23 protein-coding genes are annotated in these 23,469 nt (G+C 64.6%); 8 read left to right on the forward strand and 15 right to left on the reverse strand.

What is annotated here, in order from left to right; all coding sequences use genetic code 11:
- Window positions 1-41: 41 nt before the first annotated feature.
- A complete protein-coding gene (gene ku, locus ACVWY6_RS14125; protein WP_457538840.1) occupies window positions 42-992 on the reverse strand; it encodes a non-homologous end joining protein Ku in 951 nt (316 codons plus the stop codon).
- 61 nt (window positions 993-1,053) lie between these two features.
- Here ku and ACVWY6_RS14130 point away from each other — a divergent pair, with 61 nt between their 5' ends.
- Complete coding sequence (locus ACVWY6_RS14130) at window positions 1,054-3,429, forward strand: ATP-dependent DNA ligase (protein ID WP_457538842.1); 2,376 nt, start codon at window positions 1,054-1,056, stop codon at window positions 3,427-3,429.
- A 196-nt stretch (window positions 3,430-3,625) separates the two neighbouring features.
- Complete coding sequence (locus ACVWY6_RS14135; protein ID WP_457538843.1) at window positions 3,626-4,366, forward strand: metallophosphoesterase; 741 nt, start codon at window positions 3,626-3,628, stop codon at window positions 4,364-4,366.
- On the opposite strand, the gene ACVWY6_RS14140 is transcribed toward ACVWY6_RS14135, so the two are convergent.
- The 3 genes from ACVWY6_RS14140 to ACVWY6_RS14150 form a co-directional block, all read right to left on the reverse strand.
- Window positions 4,363-5,328, reverse strand: coding sequence for a hypothetical protein (locus ACVWY6_RS14140; protein WP_457538845.1), 966 nt, complete (start codon window positions 5,326-5,328; stop codon window positions 4,363-4,365). The two genes, ACVWY6_RS14135 and ACVWY6_RS14140, sit on opposite strands and share 4 nt — an antisense overlap.
- 26 nt (window positions 5,329-5,354) lie before the next feature.
- Window positions 5,355-6,236 (reverse strand): YdcF family protein, encoded by an 882-nt coding sequence (locus ACVWY6_RS14145; protein WP_457538847.1) that lies wholly within the window; start codon window positions 6,234-6,236, stop codon window positions 5,355-5,357.
- Between the two features lie 127 nt (window positions 6,237-6,363).
- On the reverse strand, window positions 6,364-7,296 hold the full coding sequence (locus ACVWY6_RS14150; protein ID WP_457538848.1) for an enoyl-CoA hydratase: 933 nt from the start codon (window positions 7,294-7,296) through the stop codon (window positions 6,364-6,366).
- 148 nt (window positions 7,297-7,444) lie between these two features.
- Between ACVWY6_RS14150 and ACVWY6_RS14155 the strand changes: the two genes are divergently transcribed.
- Window positions 7,445-9,217, forward strand: a complete 1,773-nt coding sequence (locus ACVWY6_RS14155; RefSeq protein WP_457538850.1) for an acyl-CoA dehydrogenase — start codon at window positions 7,445-7,447, stop codon at window positions 9,215-9,217.
- Between the two features lie 88 nt (window positions 9,218-9,305).
- Here the strand turns inward: ACVWY6_RS14155 and ACVWY6_RS14160 are convergent, their stop codons facing one another.
- The 6 genes from ACVWY6_RS14160 to ACVWY6_RS14185 form a co-directional block, all read right to left on the reverse strand.
- Window positions 9,306-10,748, reverse strand: a complete 1,443-nt coding sequence (locus tag ACVWY6_RS14160; RefSeq protein WP_062796648.1) for an NAD(P)(+) transhydrogenase (Re/Si-specific) subunit beta — start codon at window positions 10,746-10,748, stop codon at window positions 9,306-9,308.
- Entirely contained in the window at window positions 10,745-11,071 is a 327-nt protein-coding gene (locus tag ACVWY6_RS14165; protein WP_062796646.1) for an NAD(P) transhydrogenase subunit alpha, read from the reverse strand. Before ACVWY6_RS14165 ends, ACVWY6_RS14160 begins: the two co-directional genes overlap by 4 nt.
- A 1-nt stretch (window position 11,072) precedes the next feature.
- Window positions 11,073-12,167 carry a Re/Si-specific NAD(P)(+) transhydrogenase subunit alpha gene (locus tag ACVWY6_RS14170; RefSeq protein WP_023954347.1) on the reverse strand — a complete coding sequence of 365 codons (1,095 nt, stop codon included), beginning with the start codon at window positions 12,165-12,167 and terminating at the stop codon, window positions 11,073-11,075.
- Between the two features lie 247 nt (window positions 12,168-12,414).
- The gene (locus ACVWY6_RS14175) at window positions 12,415-13,161 is read right to left on the reverse strand and encodes an anti-sigma factor (RefSeq protein WP_457538853.1); all 747 of its coding nucleotides are present in this window, start codon (window positions 13,159-13,161) and stop codon (window positions 12,415-12,417) included.
- Complete coding sequence (gene sigK, locus ACVWY6_RS14180; protein ID WP_457538855.1) at window positions 13,154-13,753, reverse strand: ECF RNA polymerase sigma factor SigK; 600 nt, start codon at window positions 13,751-13,753, stop codon at window positions 13,154-13,156. Before sigK ends, ACVWY6_RS14175 begins: the two co-directional genes overlap by 8 nt.
- Window positions 13,754-13,761: 8 nt before the next feature.
- Window positions 13,762-15,348, reverse strand: coding sequence for a molybdopterin-dependent oxidoreductase (locus tag ACVWY6_RS14185; RefSeq protein WP_457538856.1), 1,587 nt, complete (start codon window positions 15,346-15,348; stop codon window positions 13,762-13,764).
- Window positions 15,349-15,597: 249 nt separating this feature from the next.
- Between ACVWY6_RS14185 and ACVWY6_RS14190 the strand changes: the two genes are divergently transcribed.
- Together ACVWY6_RS14190 and ACVWY6_RS14195 are read left to right on the forward strand one after the other, a co-directional pair.
- Window positions 15,598-16,266 carry a fasciclin domain-containing protein gene (locus tag ACVWY6_RS14190; protein WP_023954357.1) on the forward strand — a complete coding sequence of 223 codons (669 nt, stop codon included), beginning with the start codon at window positions 15,598-15,600 and terminating at the stop codon, window positions 16,264-16,266.
- Window positions 16,267-16,403: 137 nt separating this feature from the next.
- The gene (locus ACVWY6_RS14195) at window positions 16,404-16,925 is read left to right on the forward strand and encodes a GtrA family protein (protein ID WP_243404533.1); all 522 of its coding nucleotides are present in this window, start codon (window positions 16,404-16,406) and stop codon (window positions 16,923-16,925) included.
- Here the strand turns inward: ACVWY6_RS14195 and ACVWY6_RS14200 are convergent.
- From ACVWY6_RS14200 to ACVWY6_RS14210, 3 genes are all read right to left on the reverse strand, one after another.
- Window positions 16,922-18,373, reverse strand: coding sequence for an FAD-binding protein (locus tag ACVWY6_RS14200; RefSeq protein ID WP_457538858.1), 1,452 nt, complete (start codon window positions 18,371-18,373; stop codon window positions 16,922-16,924). The genes ACVWY6_RS14195 and ACVWY6_RS14200 overlap by 4 nt on opposite strands.
- A gap of 75 nt (window positions 18,374-18,448) precedes the next feature.
- Window positions 18,449-19,312 carry an LLM class flavin-dependent oxidoreductase gene (locus ACVWY6_RS14205; RefSeq protein WP_457538860.1) on the reverse strand — a complete coding sequence of 288 codons (864 nt, stop codon included), beginning with the start codon at window positions 19,310-19,312 and terminating at the stop codon, window positions 18,449-18,451.
- A 79-nt stretch (window positions 19,313-19,391) separates the two neighbouring features.
- The gene (locus ACVWY6_RS14210) at window positions 19,392-19,943 is read right to left on the reverse strand and encodes a helix-turn-helix domain-containing protein (protein ID WP_023954365.1); all 552 of its coding nucleotides are present in this window, start codon (window positions 19,941-19,943) and stop codon (window positions 19,392-19,394) included.
- A gap of 100 nt (window positions 19,944-20,043) precedes the next feature.
- Here ACVWY6_RS14210 and ACVWY6_RS14215 point away from each other — a divergent pair, with 100 nt between their 5' ends.
- A complete protein-coding gene (locus ACVWY6_RS14215; protein ID WP_457538863.1) occupies window positions 20,044-20,754 on the forward strand; it encodes an AzlC family ABC transporter permease in 711 nt (236 codons plus the stop codon).
- Window positions 20,751-21,077 carry an AzlD domain-containing protein gene (locus tag ACVWY6_RS14220; RefSeq protein WP_457538865.1) on the forward strand — a complete coding sequence of 109 codons (327 nt, stop codon included), beginning with the start codon at window positions 20,751-20,753 and terminating at the stop codon, window positions 21,075-21,077. The genes ACVWY6_RS14215 and ACVWY6_RS14220 overlap by 4 nt, the downstream gene beginning before the upstream one ends.
- Before the next feature lie 29 nt (window positions 21,078-21,106).
- Here ACVWY6_RS14220 and ACVWY6_RS14225 read toward each other — a convergent pair whose 3' ends face one another.
- Together ACVWY6_RS14225 and ACVWY6_RS14230 are read right to left on the reverse strand one after the other, a co-directional pair.
- The gene (locus ACVWY6_RS14225) at window positions 21,107-21,460 is read right to left on the reverse strand and encodes a GNAT family N-acetyltransferase (RefSeq protein WP_030176496.1); all 354 of its coding nucleotides are present in this window, start codon (window positions 21,458-21,460) and stop codon (window positions 21,107-21,109) included.
- A 41-nt stretch (window positions 21,461-21,501) separates the two neighbouring features.
- A complete protein-coding gene (locus ACVWY6_RS14230) occupies window positions 21,502-22,476 on the reverse strand; it encodes a pirin family protein (RefSeq protein WP_457538866.1) in 975 nt (324 codons plus the stop codon).
- A 208-nt stretch (window positions 22,477-22,684) separates the two neighbouring features.
- Between ACVWY6_RS14230 and aqpZ the strand changes: the two genes are divergently transcribed.
- Window positions 22,685-23,455, forward strand: a complete 771-nt coding sequence (gene aqpZ, locus ACVWY6_RS14235) for an aquaporin Z (RefSeq protein ID WP_457538868.1) — start codon at window positions 22,685-22,687, stop codon at window positions 23,453-23,455.
- Window positions 23,456-23,469 lie beyond the last annotated feature (14 nt).

Raw genomic sequence — 23,469 nt, forward strand, 5'->3', positions numbered from 1 at the left:
GATGATATTCGGTATGACCGCAGGTCAAACGCGGCTTCGGGTCAGCCGGCCTTACGTTTTGCCGGGGCTTTCTTGGCAGCGGTTGATTTTGCCGCAGCCTTCTTGGCCGGAGCCTTCTTGGCAGGCGCCTTCTTCGCGACCGTCTTCTTCGCGGGCGTCTTGCCCGAATCGGAGTCCTCGCTGCCGTCGGAGTCGTCGGAGTCGTCGGCCGAGCCGGTGCGGTTCTTCACCGATGCCCGCAGCGCAGCGAGCAGGTCGGCCACCTCGGAGTCGTCGTCTTCGTCCTCCGCCTTCTCGGGTGCGGTGAACGCTTCGGTGCCCTCGGCCTTGGCTTCGATCAGCTTGCTCAACTCGTTCTGATAGGTGTCCTCGTACTGGCTCGGGTCGAAGTCCGCCGACATCGACTCGATGAGCGAGGCCGCCATCTTGAGTTCCTGCGGCTTGAGGTCGGGTGACTCGTCGAGCGACGGGAATGCCGCCTCGCGGACTTCGTCCGGCCAGAGCAACGTCTGGAGGGTCAGTACATTTCCGACCACTCGTAGTGCCGCCAACCGGGTGCGGTTACGGAGAGTGAAGGTGGCGATGGCCAACCGGTCTGTGTCTTTGAGAGCCTCGCGCATCAGCGCATACGCTTTCGGCGACTTGCTGGCCGGCTCCAGGTAGTAGGGCTTGTCGAAGTAGATCGGGTCGACCTGATCAACTGGGACGAAGTCGGTGATCGAGATCTCCGGACTGCGCTGGACGGGCAGCTCGGCCAGATCGTCTTTGGTCAGCACCACGGTCTGACCGGTGTCACTCTCGTACGCGTTCGCGATCTGCGAGAACTCGACTTCTTCGTCGGTGCCCTCTCGGACCTTTCGATAGCGGATTCGGGTGCCGTCGTTCGAGTCGACCTGGTGGGATTTGCGATCGTGACTCTCGGTCGCTGAATAGACCTTGACCGGTACGTTGACCAAGCCAAAGCTGAGATCGCCTTTCCAGATCGAGCGCATATCGTCATTGTGCAGGTATCTCGCACAAGACGCAGCCCCCTCCACCAGGAAAGTCCGAACCATGGCCAGCCGCAACACACTCGAGGTCGACGGTCACAAGATCGCCGTCACCCACCTCGACAAGGTGATCTACCCGGCAACCGGGACCGTCAAGGCGCAGGTCATCGAGTACTACAGCGACATCAGCTCGATGATGTTGCCGCACATCCGTGACCGGCCGGTGACCCGCAAGAGGTGGCCGGACGGTGTGAACTCGACCCCGTTCTTCGAGAAGAACCTGCCCGACCACGCTCCGGAATGGCTCGGCCGGGTCCGTCTGGACCACAGCGACCGCAAGGTGGTCTACCCGGTGCTGACCTCGCGCGCCGAGTTGGTCTGGCTCGCACAGCAAGCCGCGTTGGAACTGCACGTGCCGCAGTGGACGCTGCCGCCGGGCCAGGCCGACGTCCCGTACAAAGTCGATCGCATGACCGATCGAGTGGTGCTCGATCTCGATCCCGGGCCGGACGTCACGTTGTTCCAGTGCGCAAAGGTGGCGCTGCGCATCAAGGAGATGCTCGACGGCATCGGGCTGCCGTGCTTTCCGGTGACCAGCGGCTCCAAGGGAATCCACATCTATTTCCGGCTCGACAAGGCCATCTCGTCGGATTCCGCACGCAAGGTCGCCAGACAGATCGGCACCCAGTTGCAGAACGAGACCCCCGATCTGGTGACTGCCCAGATGACCAAATCGGTGCGCGGCGGCAAGGTATTCGTCGACTGGAGCCAGAACAGTGCCTCCAAGACCACGCTGGCGCCCTACTCGATGCGTGGCCGCGAGGAACCCTGGGTCGCCGCTCCCCGACACTGGGATGAGCTGGCCGACAAGGACATCCGGCACATCCCGTTCGACGAGATGCCGGACAGGCTCGAACAATTCGGCGACCTGCTGATCGGACTCGAGGCAGAATCCGGTGACGGCGAGGCCGCGGCAAACCCAGAAAAGGCCGAGAAGCCCGCGCCCGGCCGGGCCGCGGCATCTCCGCCGGTGGTCGACCTCGGGGAGTACCGGCGCAAGCGCGACGAGCGAAAGACGCCGGAGCCGTTCGGCGACAGCCGATCCGAAGACGAGCAGGCCGCCGGGCCCATCTTCGTGATCCAGGAGCACCACGCCCGCCGCCTGCACTACGACTTCCGGCTCGAACGCGGCGGTGTGCTCGTGTCGTGGGCTGTGCCCAAGAACCTGCCGCTCGACGGTGACCAGAATCGGCTCGCCGTGCAGACCGAGGACCACCCGATCGACTACGCCGACTTCGCAGGCGACATCCCCGCCGGAGAATACGGAGGCGGGCATGTCGAGATCTGGGACCGCGGCACCTACGAGACCGAGAAGTGGCGCGACAAAGAGATCATCGTCCGACTGCACGGCGAACGGATTCAAGGCCGGTATGCACTGATCAAGACCGGTGACAAGAACTGGTTGGCACATCTGATGTCCGACGAGCCGCGGCCGATCGTGCCCGACAGCCTCGCCGACCCACGACCGATGCTCGCCACCGACGAGCTCATCGAAGAACTGACCGACGACAAGTGGGCTTTCGAGGGCAAGTGGGACGGTTACCGGATCCTGTTGCGGTACATCGAAGGAAAGCTCCAGCTCACGTCGCGGTCGGGCATCGACATGACCAAGGACTTCCCCCAGCTCCACCCCATCGCCGACGATCTCGGACTGCTCGACGTGGTGCTCGACGGCGAGGTGGTGGCGTTCGACGAGAAGGGCCGGACCAACTTCACCCGGCTCGCCGGGCGCAGCGCGGCCACCGACGACCTCGACATCAAGTTCTTGCTCTTCGACATCCTCTACCTCAACGGTTCGTCGCTGCTCAAACTCAAGTGGGAGGACCGGCGCAAGCTGCTCGAGGAAGTCGCGCAGGCGTTTTCGTCGGATTCGCGGGTGCAGCTGCCGCCGCTCCTCGAGGGTCCCGGCTCCAATGCCGTTGCCTTCAGCCGTGAACGGGGATGGGAAGGGGTGGTGGCCAAGCGCCGCGATTCCATCTATCAGCAGGGCCGCCGCACGAAGACGTGGCGGAAACAGAAGAACTGGACCGATATCGAGGTGGTGATCGGCGGCTGGCGTCCCGGCAAAGGGGGCCGCAGTCAACGCATCGGGTCACTGCTGATGGGGCTACCGGAGGCAACCGGTCTCCGTTACGTAGGTCGGGTCGGCACCGGTTTCACCGACAGCCAGCTCGAGTCCCTGATGGAGGAACTCGAGCCCCTGCGCCGCAAGACCTCGCCGTTCATCGGCAGCCTCGATCGGCCCGTCGAATCCGACGCCGTATGGGTGTTGCCGAAGCTGGTGGCCGATGTGAGATTCATGGACTGGACGAGCACTGGTCATCTGCGTCACCCGTCTTGGCGCGGAATCCGCCGCGACAAGCTGCCCGGGGACCTGTGACGGCGGGCCGGCGAGCACATCCCGCCGGCAATCGGCCGATGCTGAACGCGTCGGGTTGTTCGCGGCGCGTTACGGTCTAGCCTGGCGCTCGTCGTGACCCCCCTCGCTCGTTCGCCCCGAATTGGGTACCCCAAGTACTGGCTGCCCGAATCGGTCGCCCCAGATCGGTCGTCACAGCCGCACAGAAGGAGGCCACGTGCTCGTCGTCGCGCACATGAGTGATCTGCATTTCAACGGGACCCTCCGTGCCCGCCGGCGTATCACCGCTGTGCTCGACTACATCAACGCACGTGCCGAGGGCATCGACGCGCTCGTGATCACCGGCGACATCACCGACACCGGCAAGCAGTCGCAGTACGAGGAAGCGGCCGCCACCCTGCGCAGCGATTTGCCGATCCTCATCTGTCCGGGCAACCACGACGACCGCGGCGAGTTCAGTCACGGCCTCCTCGGTACCCACATCACCGACCGGCCTCTCAATCACTCCCGGACCATCGCGGGCGGCCTGTTCCTGGTGTGCGACAGCTCGATTCCCGGACGCAACGAGGGATATCTCGACGATGCGACCATCGCGTGGATGGATGCCGAGATCTCCTCGGCCGGTCCACACGTCCCGGTGTTCATCGCCTTCCACCACCCGCCGGTCATGCTGCAGATGCCGTTCATGGACACCATTCGGCAGACCGGCGAAGAGCGACTGATCGCCCTGGTCGACAAGCATCCCAACATCGTCAACTTCATGTGCGGCCACGCGCACACCGGTGCGGTCACCGCCTTCGCCGGGCGCCCGGTGTGCCTCGCGCCGGGGGTGGCGTCCACGCTGAACCTGCCCTTCGAAGGCGCCGAGGTGATCAACGAGGGCCAGCCTCCTGGGCTCGCCTTCCACGTGTATGCCGAAGGCCGTGTGATCAGCCATTTCCGCTCGGTGCCGGTCTAGCGACTCAGCATCTCGATCAATGCCTCCGGTGCCGCGTTCTGCCCGACCCGGCGACAGCCGTCGAGTTCGACCGACATGGTCACACCACCCGAGCCATCGGCCCTGGACAATCGAATCGACACCAATCGAGTCGCCGTGAGACTGCAGGGCGCCGCGATAGGCGCGCCCAGGACGGACCGAATCGCGTTCGAACTCTCCCGCGCCGTCAGCCATAGGTACCACCCGCCACCCTGCGCCGGCTCATTCACTCCGTGCCGGCAGGCCTGGAGCGGTCCGACATCGTCGATCGGCAGCGCCAGGTCAGCGAGAAGTGGGCGGGCGGACAGGTTCAAAGCTCGGCGTTCTCTCTCTATCGCGGCCGTGCCGGAGTAGACACCTCCCATGGATCCGCTGAACCGCTCGGTGCAATTGCGAGGCAACGTGATCGGGACCCCGGTGTCGAACGACTCCCGTCCGACTTCGTGGAGCGCTCTGAGCGCATCAAGCGGCTCCTCCCGAAAACTGCACGGGACCGACGGCCAGGCCGGCCGGATTGCGCGACCTCGGGCGTCGACCAGCCACAGCCCAACAGCCGGATCCACACTGATGGCGCAGCTGATCGACACGTTGTCGGGGTAGCGCCTCGATTCGATCGAGAACGCCTCCACCACCGCGGCAACATCGCCGGCCAGCGACACGGCGTCGACTGTTGTGTTGCCCGCCGGGTTCTGCGCGCGTTCACACCGCACCACGGACACCGGTTCGAAGTCGACAGGTGGGTGACCGAGCTCAGGCGCCGGCGCGATGTCCGCCGAGGGCCACGGCCCCAGGCCGGTCAATCCCGTGTAGATGTCCGGGGTCAGGCAGTCGGCGCGGTCGACCACCGGGGCTGTCTTCGGGGTGAACAACACGAAGTCGGGACCGAAGGTCATCCCGGGGGCACAGGCTGTTGTCAGCACCCCGACGATCGCGACAAGGATCAAGCGCGCTGTCGGTCTGCGCTCTGCTCTCAGCCCCTGGTGTCGGGAAGGCCGAGCACGCGAGAGGCGTCGAGGTAGATGTCCCACTGGTCCACCTTCGCAGGCACGGCCACATGAGCGAACAGATCCGTGATTGTTGTCGTCGCACGGGCCACCTTGACGCCGGCGACCTGGAAGTCGACGGCCGCGCGGCGCACCTGGTCGGGCGAGGTCACCAGCACCACGTCGCGAAGTCGCAGCTCCGCGGCCTTCTCGGCACCGAGCAGGGCGCCCTGCACCAGGGTGGTTGCACGTGGTTCCACGTGAATCATCGACGAAGCGATGGCCTTTGCTGTCAGCCATTCTCGGATGCCGGGGTTGTTGCCGACGACGATGATGGGCGACCGTGGGGCTGCCACGGCCTGGAGCCAGGTCGCCACCAGCCGGGCGGTCGTCTCGCCATCGAAACCACCGGCCGCCGGTGGGCCGACACCGATGAGAACGATGCCGGTGGACGGCGACAGCAGGCGCGGTACCGGATCGGGACCGACCAGTACTCCCGTGTCGACAGCGGTCAGTGCCCGCGAGATCACCGCTGCGCGAGCGGGATCGAGACTCCGCAATGCGTTCACCGCGGCCTGGGTGGTGGCCCTGTCGGCGTTGTAGTCCGACCACAGCGCCTGGAGCGCCAGTGCATCAGCGTCGCGCGGGTTCGCCGCGAGCAACCTACGCAAGGCGTTCAGACCGGTCCCGATGTCGCCGGTGCGGAACCCCAGCTGGGCGGCGTTGTACATGCCGGTCACGTCGCCTGCCGACGCGGTCGGCATTACGGCGATGGTCGGGCTGATCACGGTCGGAACCATGGCCACCGCCCCGGTGGACATGCCGATTGCCGCCGCGGCAACCACAAACGTCCGGTTTATGCGCGTCACACGCGCAACATGAGTCACTACAGCCACAGTAGGGCACCGGAGCTACGGCCTCGCACCCACGCGGTCTCAGGTCAGTAACAAGCGCGCGATCGCCGTCCGGTGCCGAACCGCCGCCCTCGGCGCACCCTCACCAGGGCGAATCGACCTGCCGTTCGTGGACGGGCGCGGCGGTCTTCCAGCTCTCGACGCCGTGGTCGGGAGTACCGATGATCGTCTCGCCTGCCGTCACCTCGGCCCAGTGGGCATGGTTGATCTGATGCAGCGAGAAGCAGGCGTTCAGCGCGTTGTAGAAGCCCATGTTGTCGACGGACTGGTTCACCGATTCCTTGATCAGCAGGGAGGCAACCGTCGGACGCTGAGCGATCCGGCGAGCCAGATCCAGGGTCTTGTCGGCGAGTTCGTCGGGGGCGAAGATCTTGCTCACCATCCCGATCTGATGCGCCTCCTGCGCGCTGATCGAATCCCCGGTCAGCAGTAGCTCTTTGGCCCGTCTCGGCCCGAACTCCCACGGATGACCGAAATACTCGACACCACACATGCCCAGGCGCGACCCGACCACGTCGGCGAACATCGTGTCGGTGTCCGCGGTGATGAGGTCGCAGGCCCACGCCAGCATCAGACCCGCGGCATACACCGTGCCATGCGTCTGGGCGATGGTGATCTTGCGGAGATTGCGCCACCGCCGGGTGTTGTCGAAGAAGAAGTGCCACTCCTGCAGCATCCGGGCTTCGGTGCCCGCCTTGGTCCCGCCATAGGTGGACATGGTCGGATGCTGGCCCGAGCCGGGTGCTCGCTCGGCCCGGTCGTCCGACGACCCGAGGTCGTGGCCGGAGGTGAACATGGGTCCGGTGCCGCCGAGAATGATCACCCGCACCCGGTCGTCTGCCTCCGCGGCCTTGAATGCCTCGTCGAGTTCAACAAGCAATCCGCGGTTCTGAGCGTTGCGCGTCTTCGGCCGGTCCAGCATGATCCGGGCGATGGCGCCGTCGTCGATGAGCTCGTAGGTCAGGTACTTGGGCACGAAGGTTCTCCCGTCGAAGGCGGATAAGTTAATCCACATTCGCACGTCCGGACGCCGCACCGCTCCTACCGCGTTTTGCTCGGCGTGGCCGGGCCTGGCGGGGCAAGGTCCGGAGCCACCGCATGCTCGTCCGGTGGTTGTATGGAAGTCGAACAGCCTTACCGTGCTCGGACGCTAGGAGATCCACATGGCCGCCCCACTATCCCGACGCGATCTCGACTTCATGCTCTACGAATGGCTTGATGTCACCGCGTTGATCGAGCGCGAACGCTACTCCGAGCATTCCCGAGAGACGTTCGACAGCATCCTCGACCTCAGCGAAGACATCGCCATCAAGCGGTTTGCACCACACAACAAGAAGGCCGACCAGAACGAGCCCACAATGGGTGCCGACGGCAAGGTCGAGATGATCGACGAGGTCGGCGCCGCACTCGACCAGTTCAGCAAGGCCGGTTTCATCGCCGCCCAATTCGATGAAGAGGTCGGGGGCATGCAACTGCCCACGGTGGTGACCCGTGCCGCCATGGCCTGGTTCCAATCCGCCAACGCATCCACGTCGTCATATCCCTTCCTGACGATGGCGAACGCGAACCTGTTGGTGGAGTACGGTACCGACGAGCAGATCGACACCTGGGTGCGGCCGATGCTCGAAGGCCGTTTCTTCGGCACGATGTGCCTGTCCGAACCGCAGGCCGGCTCATCGCTCGCCGACATCACCACCAAGGCGGTGCCCGTCGACGACGGCAGCTATCGCATCACCGGCACCAAGATGTGGATCTCCGGCGGCGACCACGAATTGTCCGAGAACATCGTGCATCTCGTGCTGGCCAAGGCACCCGATGGCGGCCCGGGCGTCAAAGGCATCTCGCTGTTCGTGGTGCCGAAGTTCCTTGCAGACGGAACCCGCAATGACGTTGTGCTGGTGGGCCTCAACCACAAGATGGGTAACCGCGGCACCACCAACACCCTGCTGAACTTCGGGGAGGGCAAGCATCAGCCGGCGCCGGAGACCGGTGCGGTCGGCTATCTCGTGGGCGACGTTCATCGCGGTCTGTCGTACATGTTCCGGATGATGAACGAGGCCCGGATCGGTGTCGGGTTCCTGGCCACCTCACTCGGCTACGCCGGTTATCAGCAGTCGCTGGAGTATACCAAGACCCGCACACAGGGCCGCGTGCCCACCAGCAAGGACCCGGCCTCCGCGCCGGTGCCCATCATCGAGCACGCCGATGTCAAACGGATGCTGTTGGCGCAGAAGGCATACGTGGAGGGAGCCCTGGCCCTGGGCCTCTACTGCTCCAAGTTGGTCGACGAACAGCAGACTGCTCCCTCGCCGGAAGAAGCCGCCCGGATCGAGTTCCTGCTCGACGTCCTCACCCCGATCGCGAAGAGCTGGCCATCGCAGTGGTGTCTGGAAGCGAACAGCCTGGCCATCCAGGTGTTCGGAGGGTACGGCTACACCAAAGAGTTCGATGTCGAGCAGCTCTACCGGGACAACCGCCTCAACCCCATTCACGAAGGCACGCACGGCATTCAGGGTCTGGATCTACTCGGCCGCAAAGTGGTGATGAAGGGCGGCGCAGGGTTGCAGCTGCTCGTCGACGCCATCTCCGCCACCATCGACCGGGCCGCGGGCGTGGACGCAGCCAAGGCAGACGCCTTGCGGGCGGCCGTCGATCGCTTGGTCGAGGTCACCGGGCAGCTGTGGTCCGCCGGTGACCCGGCGGTCAGTCTGGCGAATTCATCGATCTACCTCGAGGCCGCCGGACACGTGGTGATCGCCTGGATGTGGCTCGAGCAACTCATCGCGGCCGACGGTGCACAGGGCGACTTCTACGACGGCAAACGTGCTGCGGCCCAATACTTCTATCGATATGAACTGCCCCGCACCGGCCCGCAGTTCGATCTGCTGGCCGACCTGGACCGCACAACTCTGGACGCCGACCCGAACTGGTTCTGACCTCCGGCTACGGCCACGACCTCCGGTTGCAACCGGAGGAACTCACCGAAGCCGGAGGGGTTGGCCCCCACCGGCTTCGGTGTCAGCTCTAGAGGGCTTTGAGTTCTTCGATGACCAGGCCGACGGACTTCTTGGCGTCGCCGAAGAGCATCGAGGTGCCCGGTGCGGTGAACAACGGGTTGTCGATACCGGCGTAACCCGATGCCATGCCTCGTTTGAGGACGATGACCGAGCGGGACTGGTCGACGTTCAGGATCGGCATCCCGTGGATCGGGGACGACGGATCATTGCGGGCGGCCGGGTTGGTGACGTCGTTGGCGCCGATGACGAGAGTGACGTCGGTGCGCGAGAACTCACCGTTGATGTCGTCCATTTCCTTCATCGCGTCGTACTCGACATCAGCCTCTGCCAGAAGCACATTCATGTGCCCGGGCATACGACCGGCGACCGGGTGGATGGCGTACTTGACCTCCACACCCTTGTCTTCGAGGATGCTCGCCATGTCCTTGACCGCATGCTGTGCCTGCGCCACCGCGAGCCCGTAACCGGGAACCACGATCACCTGCGAGGCATAGGCCATCTGGATCGCCGCATCGGCGGCCGAGGTGGCCTTGACGGTGCCCTGCTCACCGGCCGGACCGCCCACCGCTGCGTCACCGCCCCCACCGAACGACCCGAACACGATCGCCGGGATGGACCGGTTCATCGCCGTGGCCATCAGGTTGGTCAAGATCGAACCCGACGCACCGACGATCATGCCGGCCACGATCATCGCCGTGTTGTTCAACGCCAAACCGGCTGCCGCTGCCGACAATCCGGTCATTGCGTTGAGCAGCGAGATCACCACGGGCATGTCGGCGCCGCCGATCGGCAGCACCACGAACAACCCCATGATGCCGGCGGCGATCAGCACCAGCACGATCCACCACTGCGACGAACCCTCACCCGGGGTGGCGTTGACACCGATGAACACACACGCCGCCACAGCAACGATCAGCAGGGCGATGTTGGCGAGCTGGAAGGTCTTGGCGTTCTTGACGAATGCCTTCTCGACCTTCTTGTTCATCAACTCCTGCAGCTTGAGGAAAGCGATGAGCGAGCCCCAGAACGACACCGAACCAATGATCGCCGCGAACAGCGACCCGATCACGATGTGGATGGTCGGGGATTCACCGTGCTTGAACTCAGAAAACCCTGCCGTCTCGATAAACTCGGCCCACGCGATCAACGCGACCGTGCCGCCACCGACACCGTTGAACAACGCCACCAGCTGCGGCATCGCCGTCATCTTGGTGCGTTTGGCCGGTGGCACACCCAAGATCACTCCGATCAGCAGACCCGCTGCGATCAGGATCCAGTTGATGGCATAGGTGTCACGGATATCGATGAGCGTCGCGACAACGGCCAAACCCATACCGGCCGCGGCAATCCAGTTGCCACGGACCGCGGTCTTGGGACCTGTCAGCCCGGACAGACCGAAGATGAACAGTGAGAACGCAACGATGTAGAGGATCTGGACGAGGTTGTTCATTTGTCAGCTCCCTCGGCCGGCGCGACCGGCGCCTTCTTGCTCTTGAACATGCCCAGCATCCGATCGGTCACCAAGAACCCACCGACCACGTTGAGGGTTCCGAAGATCAACGCGACGAACGCGATGATCCGCACGCCCCACGGGGCGTCATCAGGCAAGCGGCCCAACACGATCAACGCACCCAGCACCACGATGCCGTGAATGGCGTTGGTACCCGACATCAACGGCGTGTGTAAAGTGTTGGGGACCTTCGAGATGACGGCGAAGCCCACAAAACCCGCCAACACCAAGATCGCGATATTTGCCAATAGACCCGTATACATCTCAGGCACCTGCCTTCACGTCAGTCGTCTCGCGCGTCACGCACGCTTTGGCCAGCACTTCGTCGTCGAAGTCCGGGGCGAGGTTGCCCTCGTCGTCGAGCATCAACTCCAGCAACGCGAGGATGTTCTTGGCGTACAGCTCCGAGGCGTGTTCGGGCATCCCAGCAGGCAGGTTCAGCGGCGAGCAGATCATCACGTCGTGCTTGACGACGTCCTGGCCCGGTTCGGTCAGCTCGCAGTTGCCGCCGGTCTCACCGGCCAGATCCACCACCACCGAGCCCGGCTTCATGCCTTCCACCGCAGCGGCGGTCACCAGACGCGGCGCCGGGCGACCGGGCACCAGGGCGGTGGTGATCACCACATCGAATCCCTTGATCGCATCTTCAAGGGCCTGCTGCTGCTTGGCCCGCTCGTCGTCGGTGAGTTCGCGGGCATAACCACCCTCACCGGCAGCGTCGATACCCAGGTCCAGCCACTGACCGCCCACAGATTTGACCTGCTCGGCCACCTCCGGGCGCACGTCATACCCGGTGGTACGTGCACCCAGACGCTTGGCCGTCGCCAACGCCTGCAACCCGGCCACACCCACCCCGAGCACCAGTACCGTCGCCGGCTTCACTGTGCCCGCGGCCGTGGTCAACATCGGAAAGAAGCGGGTGGAGCGCTCGGCAGCCAAGATCACGGCCTTGTAGCCGGCCACGTTGCCCTGCGACGACAACGCATCCATCGACTGCGCACGCGAAATCCGCGGAATCGCCTCCACCGCAAACCCCTGCACCCCGGCAGACTTGAGTGCGCCGATCTGATTCTCGGCATTACGCGGAGCAAGGAACCCGATCAGCGACGACCCCGACTTCAGCTTGCCGATCTCCTCATCGGTGGGAGCATCAACCTTCACCACCACATCCGCCGACCACGCATCACCGATCGAGGCACCAGCAGCCACGTACAGCTCATCGGGAATGAGCGCGCCCAAACCCGCGCCGGACTCCACGATCACCGACACACCCTTGTTCACCAAAGACGCCGCGACCTTCGGAACCAATGCGACCCGACGCTCCCCCGCAGCCGTCTCGCGCACAACGCCGACACTCATACACGCTCCCTCGTCATGGGTGCGGGCAAGTCACACGGTGCGGCCCGGTTTTCGCCGCCCAGAATTTTTTGCCCACCAATGCCTGATGTGGCGCACGACACGCGCACGCCACATCACTTTGATGGAACATAGCATGATCAAATGGCCCGCCCGGTGTGGCATAGCGCACTGCGATGCGTGACACAGATCTCGGCTGTTGCCTCTTTGATCAGCGCATTTGGTCCAGGCAAACAGACAGCGGGCGTTGTCAGAACTGCACTGCGGTGACGACCTCGCCTGTCGGCTGCGGTGAGCCGCCCTCGGGTTCGATGGTCACTGCGATCCGGTCAGAACCGGTGAGATCCGTGATCGGAACGGCCTGTCGGACGGGCTCGGCGCCCATCGTCCCCACCGAAGTCGGGTCGTGGCCCTCGCCGAGCAGCCACATCTGGTACGTCTGTCCGGGCGGCGTGGGCGGTAGGCCCTCAGCGATCACAACAGCCTGATTGGCCTCTCGTGAGGTCGCGACGATGACACTGCCGCCGTCGCTGAGCGAATCCCGCTTCAGCTGCATGTCCGGCGATCCGAGGATCGCCATGGTCTGTTGTTCGAGCGCGCTGACCGGCGCCTTCTCCTCGGGGGCAGTGACGCGTCCGACCGTCACACCGCCGATCACGAGGATCAGCGCCGCTGCGGCGGCACCGACGGCGATGCTGAACCGGCGCCGGCGTTCGGCCAGATTGATCACCTTTGCCGGCTCGGCATCGGCCTGCGGCACCGCCGACGGAAGCGCCGCGAGCACCGCCTCACGTAGCTGAGGAGGCGGGGGCGTCGCGTCCACTGCGGTCATCTCCACGAGAGCTTCGCGGGTGCGGCCGATTTCCCGCAGGTACTGGGACCGGACTGGTTCGGGTTCCTGGGCGAGCTCGCGTTCGAGGCGTCCCACCTCGTCGTCGTCCAGTGCGTTGATTGCATAGAGCTCGACATGTTCGTCCAGCCAGCTGTGGTCAGCCATGTGATGTCGCCTCCAAGCAGTCTTTGAGGCGTCGCAGTCCGTCGCGGATGCGGGATTTGACGGTCGGGAGTGCGGCGTCGAGCCGCTCGGCGACCTGCCGGTAAGTCATACCGCCGTAGTACGACAGCTCGATGCTCTGCCGCTGGGTGGCGGTGAGGCTGCCGAGACACACCATCACGTCGGATCGTTCTTCGGCCGCCACGACCGAGTCGGCGACGGTGTCGGTGGGTGTTTCCACATTGGAGACGGAGTACTCGTGGCCGCGCTTGCCTGCGGCTTCCTCACTTCGGACCCGATCGACTGCGCGGCGGTGGGCGATGGTGAGCAGCCAGCTCAGAGCCGAACCCGATGAGGGATCGAAACTGTCCGCCTTCTGCCAGACCTGCAGGTACACCTCCTGCACTGTCTCCTCTGCGTAGCCACGATCGCGCAGAACTCGAAGGATCAGCCCGAAAACACGGGAACCCGTCGCGTCGTACAGCTCGGCGAAAGCCTGTCGATCACGGCCGGCCGTTCTGATCAACAGATCAGCTAGATCTACCCGAGCTTCGGGAATTCGGTCGGTCACATCCATGACACTAGCGATAGTCATCAAAACACCTACTCGATCCGGAACACCCGGTTGTGCCAACCGGTCGCTCCGTCGGGGATGGGGGCGACCCTCTCTTCGGGTTGCACTGCCCCCGTTTCGTCAGTTGCGCGGCAGTAGACGGTGTGTTGGCCGGGTGTGGCCTGCCACGTCCAGAACCACTGTCGCCAGGTGTCATTGGAGTACTCGGTGGCCAAGGTCGCAGTGTTCCAGGGCCCGTTGTCGACCCTCACCTCGACCTTCGCGATACCGCGGTGCTGCGCCCAGGCCGTACCCGCGATCACCACTTCTCCCACGGGCAACTTCGCCAATCCGGCGGGCCTGTCGATGCGTGAAGCGGTCTTGATCGGCGCCTTCACACCCCAGTCCCGCTTGGTCCAGTAGGCCTCGGCCTTGTCGAAGCGGGTGATCTCCCAGTCGACGACCCATTTGGTCGCCGAGACGAAGCCGTAGAGGCCGGGCACGAGCTGCCGAACGGGGTAGCCGTGCTCGAGTGGCAGCGGCTCGCCGTTCATCCCGACGACCAGCATCGCGTCGCGACCGTCGGTGAGGGCGTCGATGGGCGTGCCGGATGTCCAGCCGTCGACACTGGTGGAGAACAACATGTCGGCGTCGTCCTGCACTCCGGCGCGGGCCAGGATGTCCTTGATCGGGTAGCCGGTCCAGCGAGCCGTGCCGGCCAGATTGCCGCCGACCTCATTGGAGACACAGGTGAGCGTGATGATCCGCTCCTGCGCCTGCATGTCCATGAGGTCATCCCAGGTCAGCGTGATGTCGTTGTCCACCATGCCGTGGATCTTCAGGCTCCATTCACCGGTCGTGAGCTTGGGGACCTGGAGCGCGGTGTCGATGCGGTAGAAATCTGCGTTGTTCGTCATGAACGGCGTCGCGCCGTCGATCCCGACATCGGTGCCTGCGGGTATCGGTGCCGCGCCGCTGGCGGGACGGGGAAGCCGGACCCTGCGCCGGTCGGCGATCACATCGCCCATCGTCGACATCTGCCGGCCAATGAACGCGGCTGCCACCGAGGCCACCGCGACCACGCCCGCCGAGATGCCGAACTGCCGCCTCGACAGTCCCCGCGAACCGGAGTCCGACGAGTTCGCGGCAGCGTGGGATCCGGTGTCGAGAGGAGCGGAGACCTCCTTCGTGGCCACATCGTCACGGTCCGTGCGCCGGCCTTTGAAGAGAAATCCCCGCAAACCCCTCAGCACCAATATGCCGACCACCATCGCCACCAAAGACGGTGCGGCATACCACATGTCAGATGTCGGGCGATGGAGCGCGGCGAGCACCCCGAAGGCTCCGAAGGCGACGATGAGCGCTGAACCGACTGGAACTGTGCGCCGTTCGGCTATCCCCGCGATGATCGCGAGCACAACAACCGCACCAGCAATGCCCCACAACAGAACCGGCTTGTCATTGGTTCCGAAGGTGTCGATCGCGAACTCGCGGACCGGAGCCGGGGCTCGGTCGACGAGGAATGACCCGACTGCATAGAAGGGAGATGCGTAGGAAGAGACGGCGGCTGCCGCCAGTTCGCCGGCGGCAAGGCCGGCGCCGACCGCGATCAGACCGGCAAGTCCGTCGCGTGCCATCGCTGCGATTCGCAATTGCTCAGCCTTTCAAGAGAAGTCATCGGGTCGGTATCGATGAGGGATTCGGCGCCGAGAACGTTACGGATGGTCATGACCTCTTTGAAAAAGTTTTTCGATCCGCACCCATCCGATTCCGGCACAGCTCCGAACCTGCAGTGATCGACCAAGTGATCGACACACTCCGCCACCAGGTGGTGGACGAAGTCGTTTGCGCCTCCGTAAAAGACAGCAATGGATAGGACAGCGAACATGGCTCTCAAACGAATTCAGCGACTTGCAGTGACCGTGGCGGGCGTCGGCCTGGCAGTAGGACTCGTGGCGGGGTGTTCGGACGACAGTTCCGACTCGTCCTCGAGCACTGCGGCATCGGCACCGATGACCTCTTCCGAAATGACCTCGGGCTCAAGCGCTTCCGCCGAGCCGGCTTCGCTGGTCGGACCGGGCTGCGCGGCATACGCCGAGGCCAACCCCACCGGCGCGGGCTCCGTGAACGGCATGGCGATGGATCCGGTGGCCACCGCCGCATCCAACAACCCGATGCTCAAGACCCTGACCCAGGCCGTCTCGGGACAGTTGAACCCGCAGGTCAACCTCGTTGACACCCTCAACGGTGGCGAGTTCACCGTCTTCGCACCCACCGATGATGCCTTCGCCAAGATCGATCCGGCCACCATCGAGACGCTGAAGACCGACAGCGCGTTGCTGACCAAGATCCTGACCTACCACGTCGTGCCGGGCCAACTGACCCCCGAGCAGGTCGCGGGCGAGCAGACCACAGTTGAGGGCCAGGCCGTCAACGTGACCGGCTCGGGCGACTCGCTCAAGGCCAACGATTCGGCAGTGGTCTGTGGTGGTGTGAAAACCGCCAACGCAACCGTCTACCTCATCGACACCGTGATGATGCCCCCGGCCATGTGATCCATGTCCGACGCGTCATCTCACAGCTGAGGTAGATCAAGATTCGGGCCGGGACGGTTCACCCCCCGACCGGCCGTCCCGGCCCGAGTCGCATGCCGATAACACAATTTTCCAGGGTCTCCCATATCGTGGGGGGTGTGACGGTAGGCCCGGTCCCTGGTGATCAGATCGAAACCGCTCCGGCGGAGACCGATCCGGCCGAGCGGCGAACCATAGTCGACTTTCTGCGCAGACCTGTTTCAGTTCAGGTTCTGCGCTTTTGTGCTGTCGGGATCGCGTGCACCACTGCGTATGCGCTGATGTACCTCAGTTTTCATCCGCTGATCGGCGCGCAGGCCGCGAACTTCGTCGCGATGCTGATCGCGGCAGTTCTCAACACCGGCGCCAACCGCGCCTTCACTTTCCGGCTTCGGGGACAGCGGATGATCCTGCTCCATCACGTGCAGGGCATCGCAGTGTTTGCATTCGGCTGGTCGCTGAGCGCCTTCTCACTGTTCGTCCTTCACCAGATCTCAGAGCACCCCTCGAGCAAGCTGGAACTGGCCCTGCTCATGCTGGTCAATCTGATCGCGACCGCGGTGCGGTTCTTCACCTTCCGGCACGTCTTCTCACGGGCTCTGGCCCGCCAGCTCGAGGCCGGCGGCCAGAGAACCCGTTAGAGCGACGCTGCGTGCCGGCCGGCTCGACGACCGAAGAAGGACCCCTCACCCAGCTGCGTTCCACTGGCGTAGCCCTTACCGTCCTGGGCGATGTTCGCCGCGCCTGCGCCTGCGGCATAGAGCCCCGTGATGACCGAACCGTCGTCGGTGAGCACCTGGCCTTCGGCGGAGGTGGCAAGACCGCCCATCGTGAAGCCGGCGTACATCGCCTTGCCGAGCGACATGTCGAATGCCGCCCATGGTCCCTTGTCCTGGGGCGCGAGCCACTCCGCACGCTTACCGAAGTCCGGGTCTTCACCGCGGGCGGCGTTCTCGTTGTATCGGTCCAGCGTCTCTTGCAGCTGTCCTGACGGGATACCGAGCCCGTCCTCCATCTCGGCCACGGTCTCCCAGCCGTCGATGAACGGGACGAGAGGGAATTCCGGGCGTTCCATGTGCGCTTCGTCCACGATGAGGTAGGCGATCGCGTCCGGCTGCTCCATCACGAATGCCGATGTGCGCGAGTGGTAGGAGTCCTCGTTGACAAAACGCCGGCCGTCTTTGTTCACCGCAAGGCCGGTCAGGAGGATCGACGGCGGGTACAGCGGCGCGGTGACAAACGACTGATCCATGTGCTTTAGTCCGCCACCCACCGACGCGCCCAGCCGGATCCCCAGTCCGTCGTCGTAGGTGCTACCAAGGGTGTACGGCTTCTCGGCCAGTTCCGGCGTGAACTCGGCGACCATGGATTCGTTCATCACGAACCCGCCGGCCGCGATGACAACTGCTTTTGCGCGAATGAAACCGGTCTCCTGCAATCGCTTCCACTTCAAGCCGACAACAGCGCCGGATTCGTCGACCACCAGGTTGCGGGCGCCGGTCTCGTACCGGATCTCGTTACCCGTCTCGGCAAGCCGCTTCACCAGGAGCTCGGTCACCATGCCCGCACCACCGGTGTCGCCTTTGACGGGCACCTTGTGACCACGCGGCGCCGGCTTGGCCTTGTCACAGAACGGCCAGACCTTCTCGTTGCCGGTGAACATCAGGCCCTGGGTACCGGGCTGGATGACGGCCTTCTCCGGGTAGTACGACCGCTCGAACTCGAACCCGAGACTTTCGAGCCAGTTGAAGTGCTCGACACTCCCCTGGCAATAGGCGTGGATCTTGTCCGGTTCGGGATCGCGGGAGACCGCGAGTAGGTACTTCTCCATCTCCTCGGGCGAATCCTCGTGTCCGGTCGCCTGCTGCACCGGGGTGCCGCCACCGAGGTAGAAGTGGCCACCGGCCATCGCCGATGTCCCGCCTGCCGCTGCTGCCCGCTCGAGGACCAGCACACGGGCACCGGCCGACGCGGCCTCCACCGCCGCGCTGCCGCCCGAGATGCCGCACCCGACCACCACGACGTCCACCTCATCGGACCATTCCGACACCTCGGAAACGGGCACTACCTCGGGCAACTCCGCCTGCATCGCGACTTCCTCACTTGTTTGACCGTCGGACGACCGCCATGTCGGACAAATCGTCAAACTAGAACTCGTTCTAATTTAGGTCATTTCGGTGATGAGTGCCATGGCCTTGCACTGTTCGGTGAGCGTCATCGTCGATTGGTTCAGCTCCCAGTGCACTTCGCTCGCGCCGAGTTCACTCGCCTGTGCCAGATCGGCGGGCAGGGTCTCGACGAACCGGTCGAGTGCACCGGGAAGGGAGTCGCGGATCGGATTGAGCCGTAGCGCAACCGGGCCGCGCCCCCCGGCCTGCCGATACAGACCGATCGCCTCGGTGGCCGAGGCCCAGGTAGTAATTGGGTACATGAAGCCATCTGCAATGGCCGCCGCCTGTGCGATGCCCTGGGGCGTCATCGCCGCGATGTACACGGGCAGGGTCGGCTGGGCCGGCTTCGGCTCCACCCAGCTCGGTCGCAGCCGGTAGTGCTCGCCTTGAAAGGAAACCCGGCCAGTGCGCCAGCATCGACGCATCAACTCCAGATGTTCGGCGAGTGCTTCCACCCGGGAAGTCATCGCCACCCCCGCCGACTCGTGTTCGTGCGGGGTCCACCCCTGGCCTATCCCCACATCGAGACGCCCTCCGCTCAGCCGATCGAGGGTGGCCAGCCTCCGGGCCAGCACCACCGGCGGCTGGAACAGCGCATGCACCACGGTGGTCGCGAGCCGAACCCTGGTGGTGTGCGCGGCCGCCCAGGTCAGCATCTCGATGCAATCCCACACCGGTCGGGGCGTCTGGCAGGCCTGGCCGAGGGGTCCGGCGTCGGCCGGTAGCAACAGACGGTCGGCCGAGGACACACTGTGAAAGCCGAGGTCATCGGCGGTGCGGGCGATCTGCGCCACCGAATCGGGTCCGGCCAACGGGCCAAAGGTGGGCAAGCTGATACCGCGGCGGATTGCCGCCATCGCCGCACCTCCTTCGGTCCAGGTGTTGTTGTTCTCACCCGTATGGACCGGTGCGGCGGCGTTTCTTCATCGACACCTGTCACACGTGTTCGGAGATGAGCACCGCGGTGCAGTCCGGTTCGAGGGCTTCGAACGTGTGCGGCAGATCGCCCGGGTAGCTGATGTAGTCGCCCGGGCCCAGTTCGACCGGGTCATCGATGAGTCCGACAAGCGCGCGACCACTGCCCATCACCAGATGCTCGACCACTCCGGCCATGTGGGGGTCGGACACCCGCGGTTCGCCCGGTTGCGCCGTGATCAGGTAGATGTCGCGGCGGGCGTGTGGCGGGCACGCAGCCAGCACAGTCGCCATGTAGTCGGACTGCTCCGACGCCACTGCAGGACCTTCACCGGATCGGATCACCTGCACGCGTGGGGTCGGTGGCTGGACGAGGTGGGCGAAGGGCACATCGAGGGCGGTACTGAGCGCCCACAGCGTCTCCACACTCGGATTGCCGTTGCCCGCCTCGAGTTGCGACAGCGTCGATTTGGCGACTCCCGCGCGGCGAGCCACTTCGGCGAGCGAGAGCCCCGTTCGTTTGCGTTCGCGTTGCAGTGCTGCCGCAATCGCCTGCAGTGGCGCTCCAGCCATGTCCGACCTCCGGTCTCGCCGACAACTCCCCGTGCCGTTCGGCCCAGACTACCTTCGTTCGGCTTGACGAACACCACGGATATCGTTCACCATGTTGATCATGCGTTCGATATGGCGAACACCACGGCTCGGCATCTCGCTTGATGCCGCCACTACCCGCGACGTCGCACTCGTCTGCGTCGCCGTGGGCGTTGTCGGACTGTCCTTCGGCGCGATCGCCGTCAGCAGCGGCTTCCCCCTCTGGATGCCGATGCTGATGTCGGTAGTCGTGTTCGCCGGCGCGTCTCAGTTCACGTTCGTCGCGATCCTGGCCGCCGGCGGTGGGATCTTCGCCGCGGTCGCCGCCGGGTTGCTGGCCAATGCCAGGCACATCCTGTTCGGCTTCTCGATCGGCGACGTGCTCGGGAAGTCCCTCGGATGGCGGTTGCTCGGATCGCACCTGATGATCGACGAATCGGTTGCCTTCACGCTTGCGCAGGACGCACCGAAGACGCGTCGAGCGATCTATTGGGCCTGCGGCGCAGGACTTTTCGTCGCATGGAACGTCGGAGTCCTCGCCGGTTCGGCGGGCGGCACACTCATCACCGACACCGACGCCTTCGGATTGGACGCCGCGTTCCCGGCGGTCCTCCTCGCCCTCATCCTGCCCGGGATGCGCGAGCGAGCCACCCGCAATGCCGCGCTCGCCGGTGCCGTCATCGCCGTCGGTGCCTCGTTCTTCACCCCGGTGGGCGTACCGGTACTACTCGCTTTGGCTGCGCTGGTGCTCGTCGTTCCGATCCCCGGCCGTCGACGTGCGGCCAGCGGATGAACACCTCGACGCCCGTCCTGCTCGTCGGTATCGCCGTATTGGCCTTGGGCACGTACGCTTTTCGGTTCGTCGGACCGGTGCTCGCAGCGCGGGTGACGATGCCTCCGGACGTCCACCGGCTCACAACCGTCGGCAGCGTGGTCCTACTGGCCGCGCTCGTGGCGACCTCCACACTCATCGACGATCAGCACTTCGCGGAGCCGTCCCGCATCGTCGGCGTCGCCGTCGGCGGCGTCCTCGCCTGGCGCCGGGCGCCTTTCGTGGTTGTCGTGGCAGCCGCAGCCGCGTGTGCAGCGCTACTGCGCCTGGCCGGTCTCCCCTGACACCGGCCTTCGGGCGCCGAGCCGGACTGTCAGGCGCCCAGCCAGGTCAAGATGTCTTTGGTGACCGGGTCCGTGATGTCGGCGTAAGCGGGATGCTTCTTCAGGAAGGCCGAGACCAGCGGGCACACCGCAACAATCCGCTTGCCTTGTGCGCGAACATCATCGAGCGCCTCTGAGACGAGGATCGTGGCCAGTCCGCGTCCTCCGAACGCCTCTTGCACCTCGGTGTGATAGAAAACCCGACTCTGTTCGCGGTCTGCGTAGGCTGCGAACCCGACGACCTCGCCGTCCACGGAGACCGTGTACCGGCGCTTGTCCGGATCGGGTGCAACGGTCACGGGCGCGCCGGTCTTGTCGGTGATGGTGGAGCTGTTTTGAGTCATGCCACGACAACCTTTCCGAGGTATCCGCTATTCCACCCACATCAGGACTCAGCGGTCAGACGTGGTTTGATCCGGGCATTCGGCAATGTCGGTGCAGGCAGGCGGTCGACGCCACCTACGTAGCCCTCGACGTGTCCGAACCGGTCGGCTTGCGCCTGCCACTGCGTCCGGTACTCCACGATCTCTTCGTGGCTGCGTCCGACGAAATTCCACCACATCACCAGATCCTCGCCGAATGGTGTGCCGCCCAACAAGATCATCCTGCACGGGCGTTCGTCGGAACTCTGCAACGTGATGTGGTGGTGCCCGGGAGCCAGGTAGGCCAACTCCGTCTGCCCCACCTCGGCTCCTTCCACACTGACCGAGCCCTGGTCCACCAGCACACCGTGCTCGAACGTGGGATGCACCGGGATGGTGACGGACGCACCCATGTCGAGATCGATCTGAGCGCCCAACAGCGGGCTGAACGTGGTGACCGGCGACGACTTTCCGAGCAGATCGCCGATGAAGACACTCACCCGGCCGCCGTCGAGTGCGATCGGTTCGGGAACGAAGTGCTCGAAGTTCCGCGCCGTGTCGCGCGATTCGTCAGGAAGGGCCACCCACAGCTGGACGCCGTGCAACGTGGTGGTGTAAGGCGTAGAGACCTCCGAGTGGGCGATCCCATGACCCGCAGTCATCAGGTTCACCTCGCCCGGGCGGACGAAGGCGTGCACACCCAAACTGTCGCGGTGCTCGATCTCGCCGGTGAAAAGCCAGCTCACCGTCTGCAACCCGGTGTGCGGGTGCGGTGGCACGTCCATTCCACCCGTGGTCCGGACATCCGCCGGGCCGTAGTGGTCGGCGAAGCACCAGGCCCCGATCAGGGACCGGGCACGCTGCGGCAATGTGCGGTGGACAGTCATCGCACGCGGGCCGCCCAGCGGAACGTCGCGCGACGTCAGGATCTGCACGTGATGCCGATCTCCCGGGGCCGGTGAGCAATCGATTTCCGGACCGTTGATTACGTTGCTCATACTGGCGCCTCATTCCTCACCTTGTCGGCGGGCATTCTCATTTCGTGACATTTCAATCCGCAATCCTGGGCTCACGAATTGGGTGACGGTGGTAATACTTTCGATGAGCAACCAGCCGATTCAACTGAAAATCGTCAGGTGACCGCGTCGTTCCACCCGAGTCTAAATCGTGCGCCACAGCTAGACCACTAGTGGAGGTAATCCGAAAATGTCTGCTCCGACGACAGTTCAAAAATTAGCTGCCGAAGCACTGGGAACGTTCTGGCTTGTTCTCGGGGGTTGCGGCAGCGCCGTTTTCGCGGCGAAGGTGATCGCGGACGACGACGGGACCCAGCTCGGCATCGGGTTCCTCGGCGTATCCATCGCTTTCGGCCTCACCGTCCTGACCGGCGTCTACGCCCTCGGTCACATCTCGGGTGGACATTTCAACCCGGCCGTCACGGTGGGCGCCGCTCTGGCCAGACGTTTTTCATGGAAAGACGTACCGGGCTACGTCGTCGTGCAGGTGATCGGTGGCCTCATCGGCGGCGCGATCATCCTTCTCATCGCCAATGGCAAAGAAGGGTTCGAGGCCGAGGGTTCGATGGCCGCCAACGGCTTCGGCGACCACTCGCCGGGCGGGTACACCTTGTGGGCCGCACTCGTGGCCGAGATCGTGCTGACCGCCATCTTTGTCATCGTCATCCTGGGTGCCACCGACACCCGAGCGCCACAAGGTATCGCGGGCATCGCAATTGGCCTGGCCCTCACCCTCATTCACCTCATCAGCATCCCGATCACCAACACCTCGGTGAACCCCGCGCGATCGACGGCGGTGGCATTCTTCAACGGCAATGGCGCGCCCGGTCAGCTCTGGTTGTTCTGGGTCGCACCGCTCGTGGGCGCACTGTTGGCCGGCATTCTCTACCCGCTCGTCTTCGACAAGGGTGCAAACGAACCCGAACTCGATCAGATCCCCAATCCAGCGGTGTCTGCCTGAACTTGCCCGGTCGA

The organism is Williamsia sp. R60, assembly GCF_054063855.1.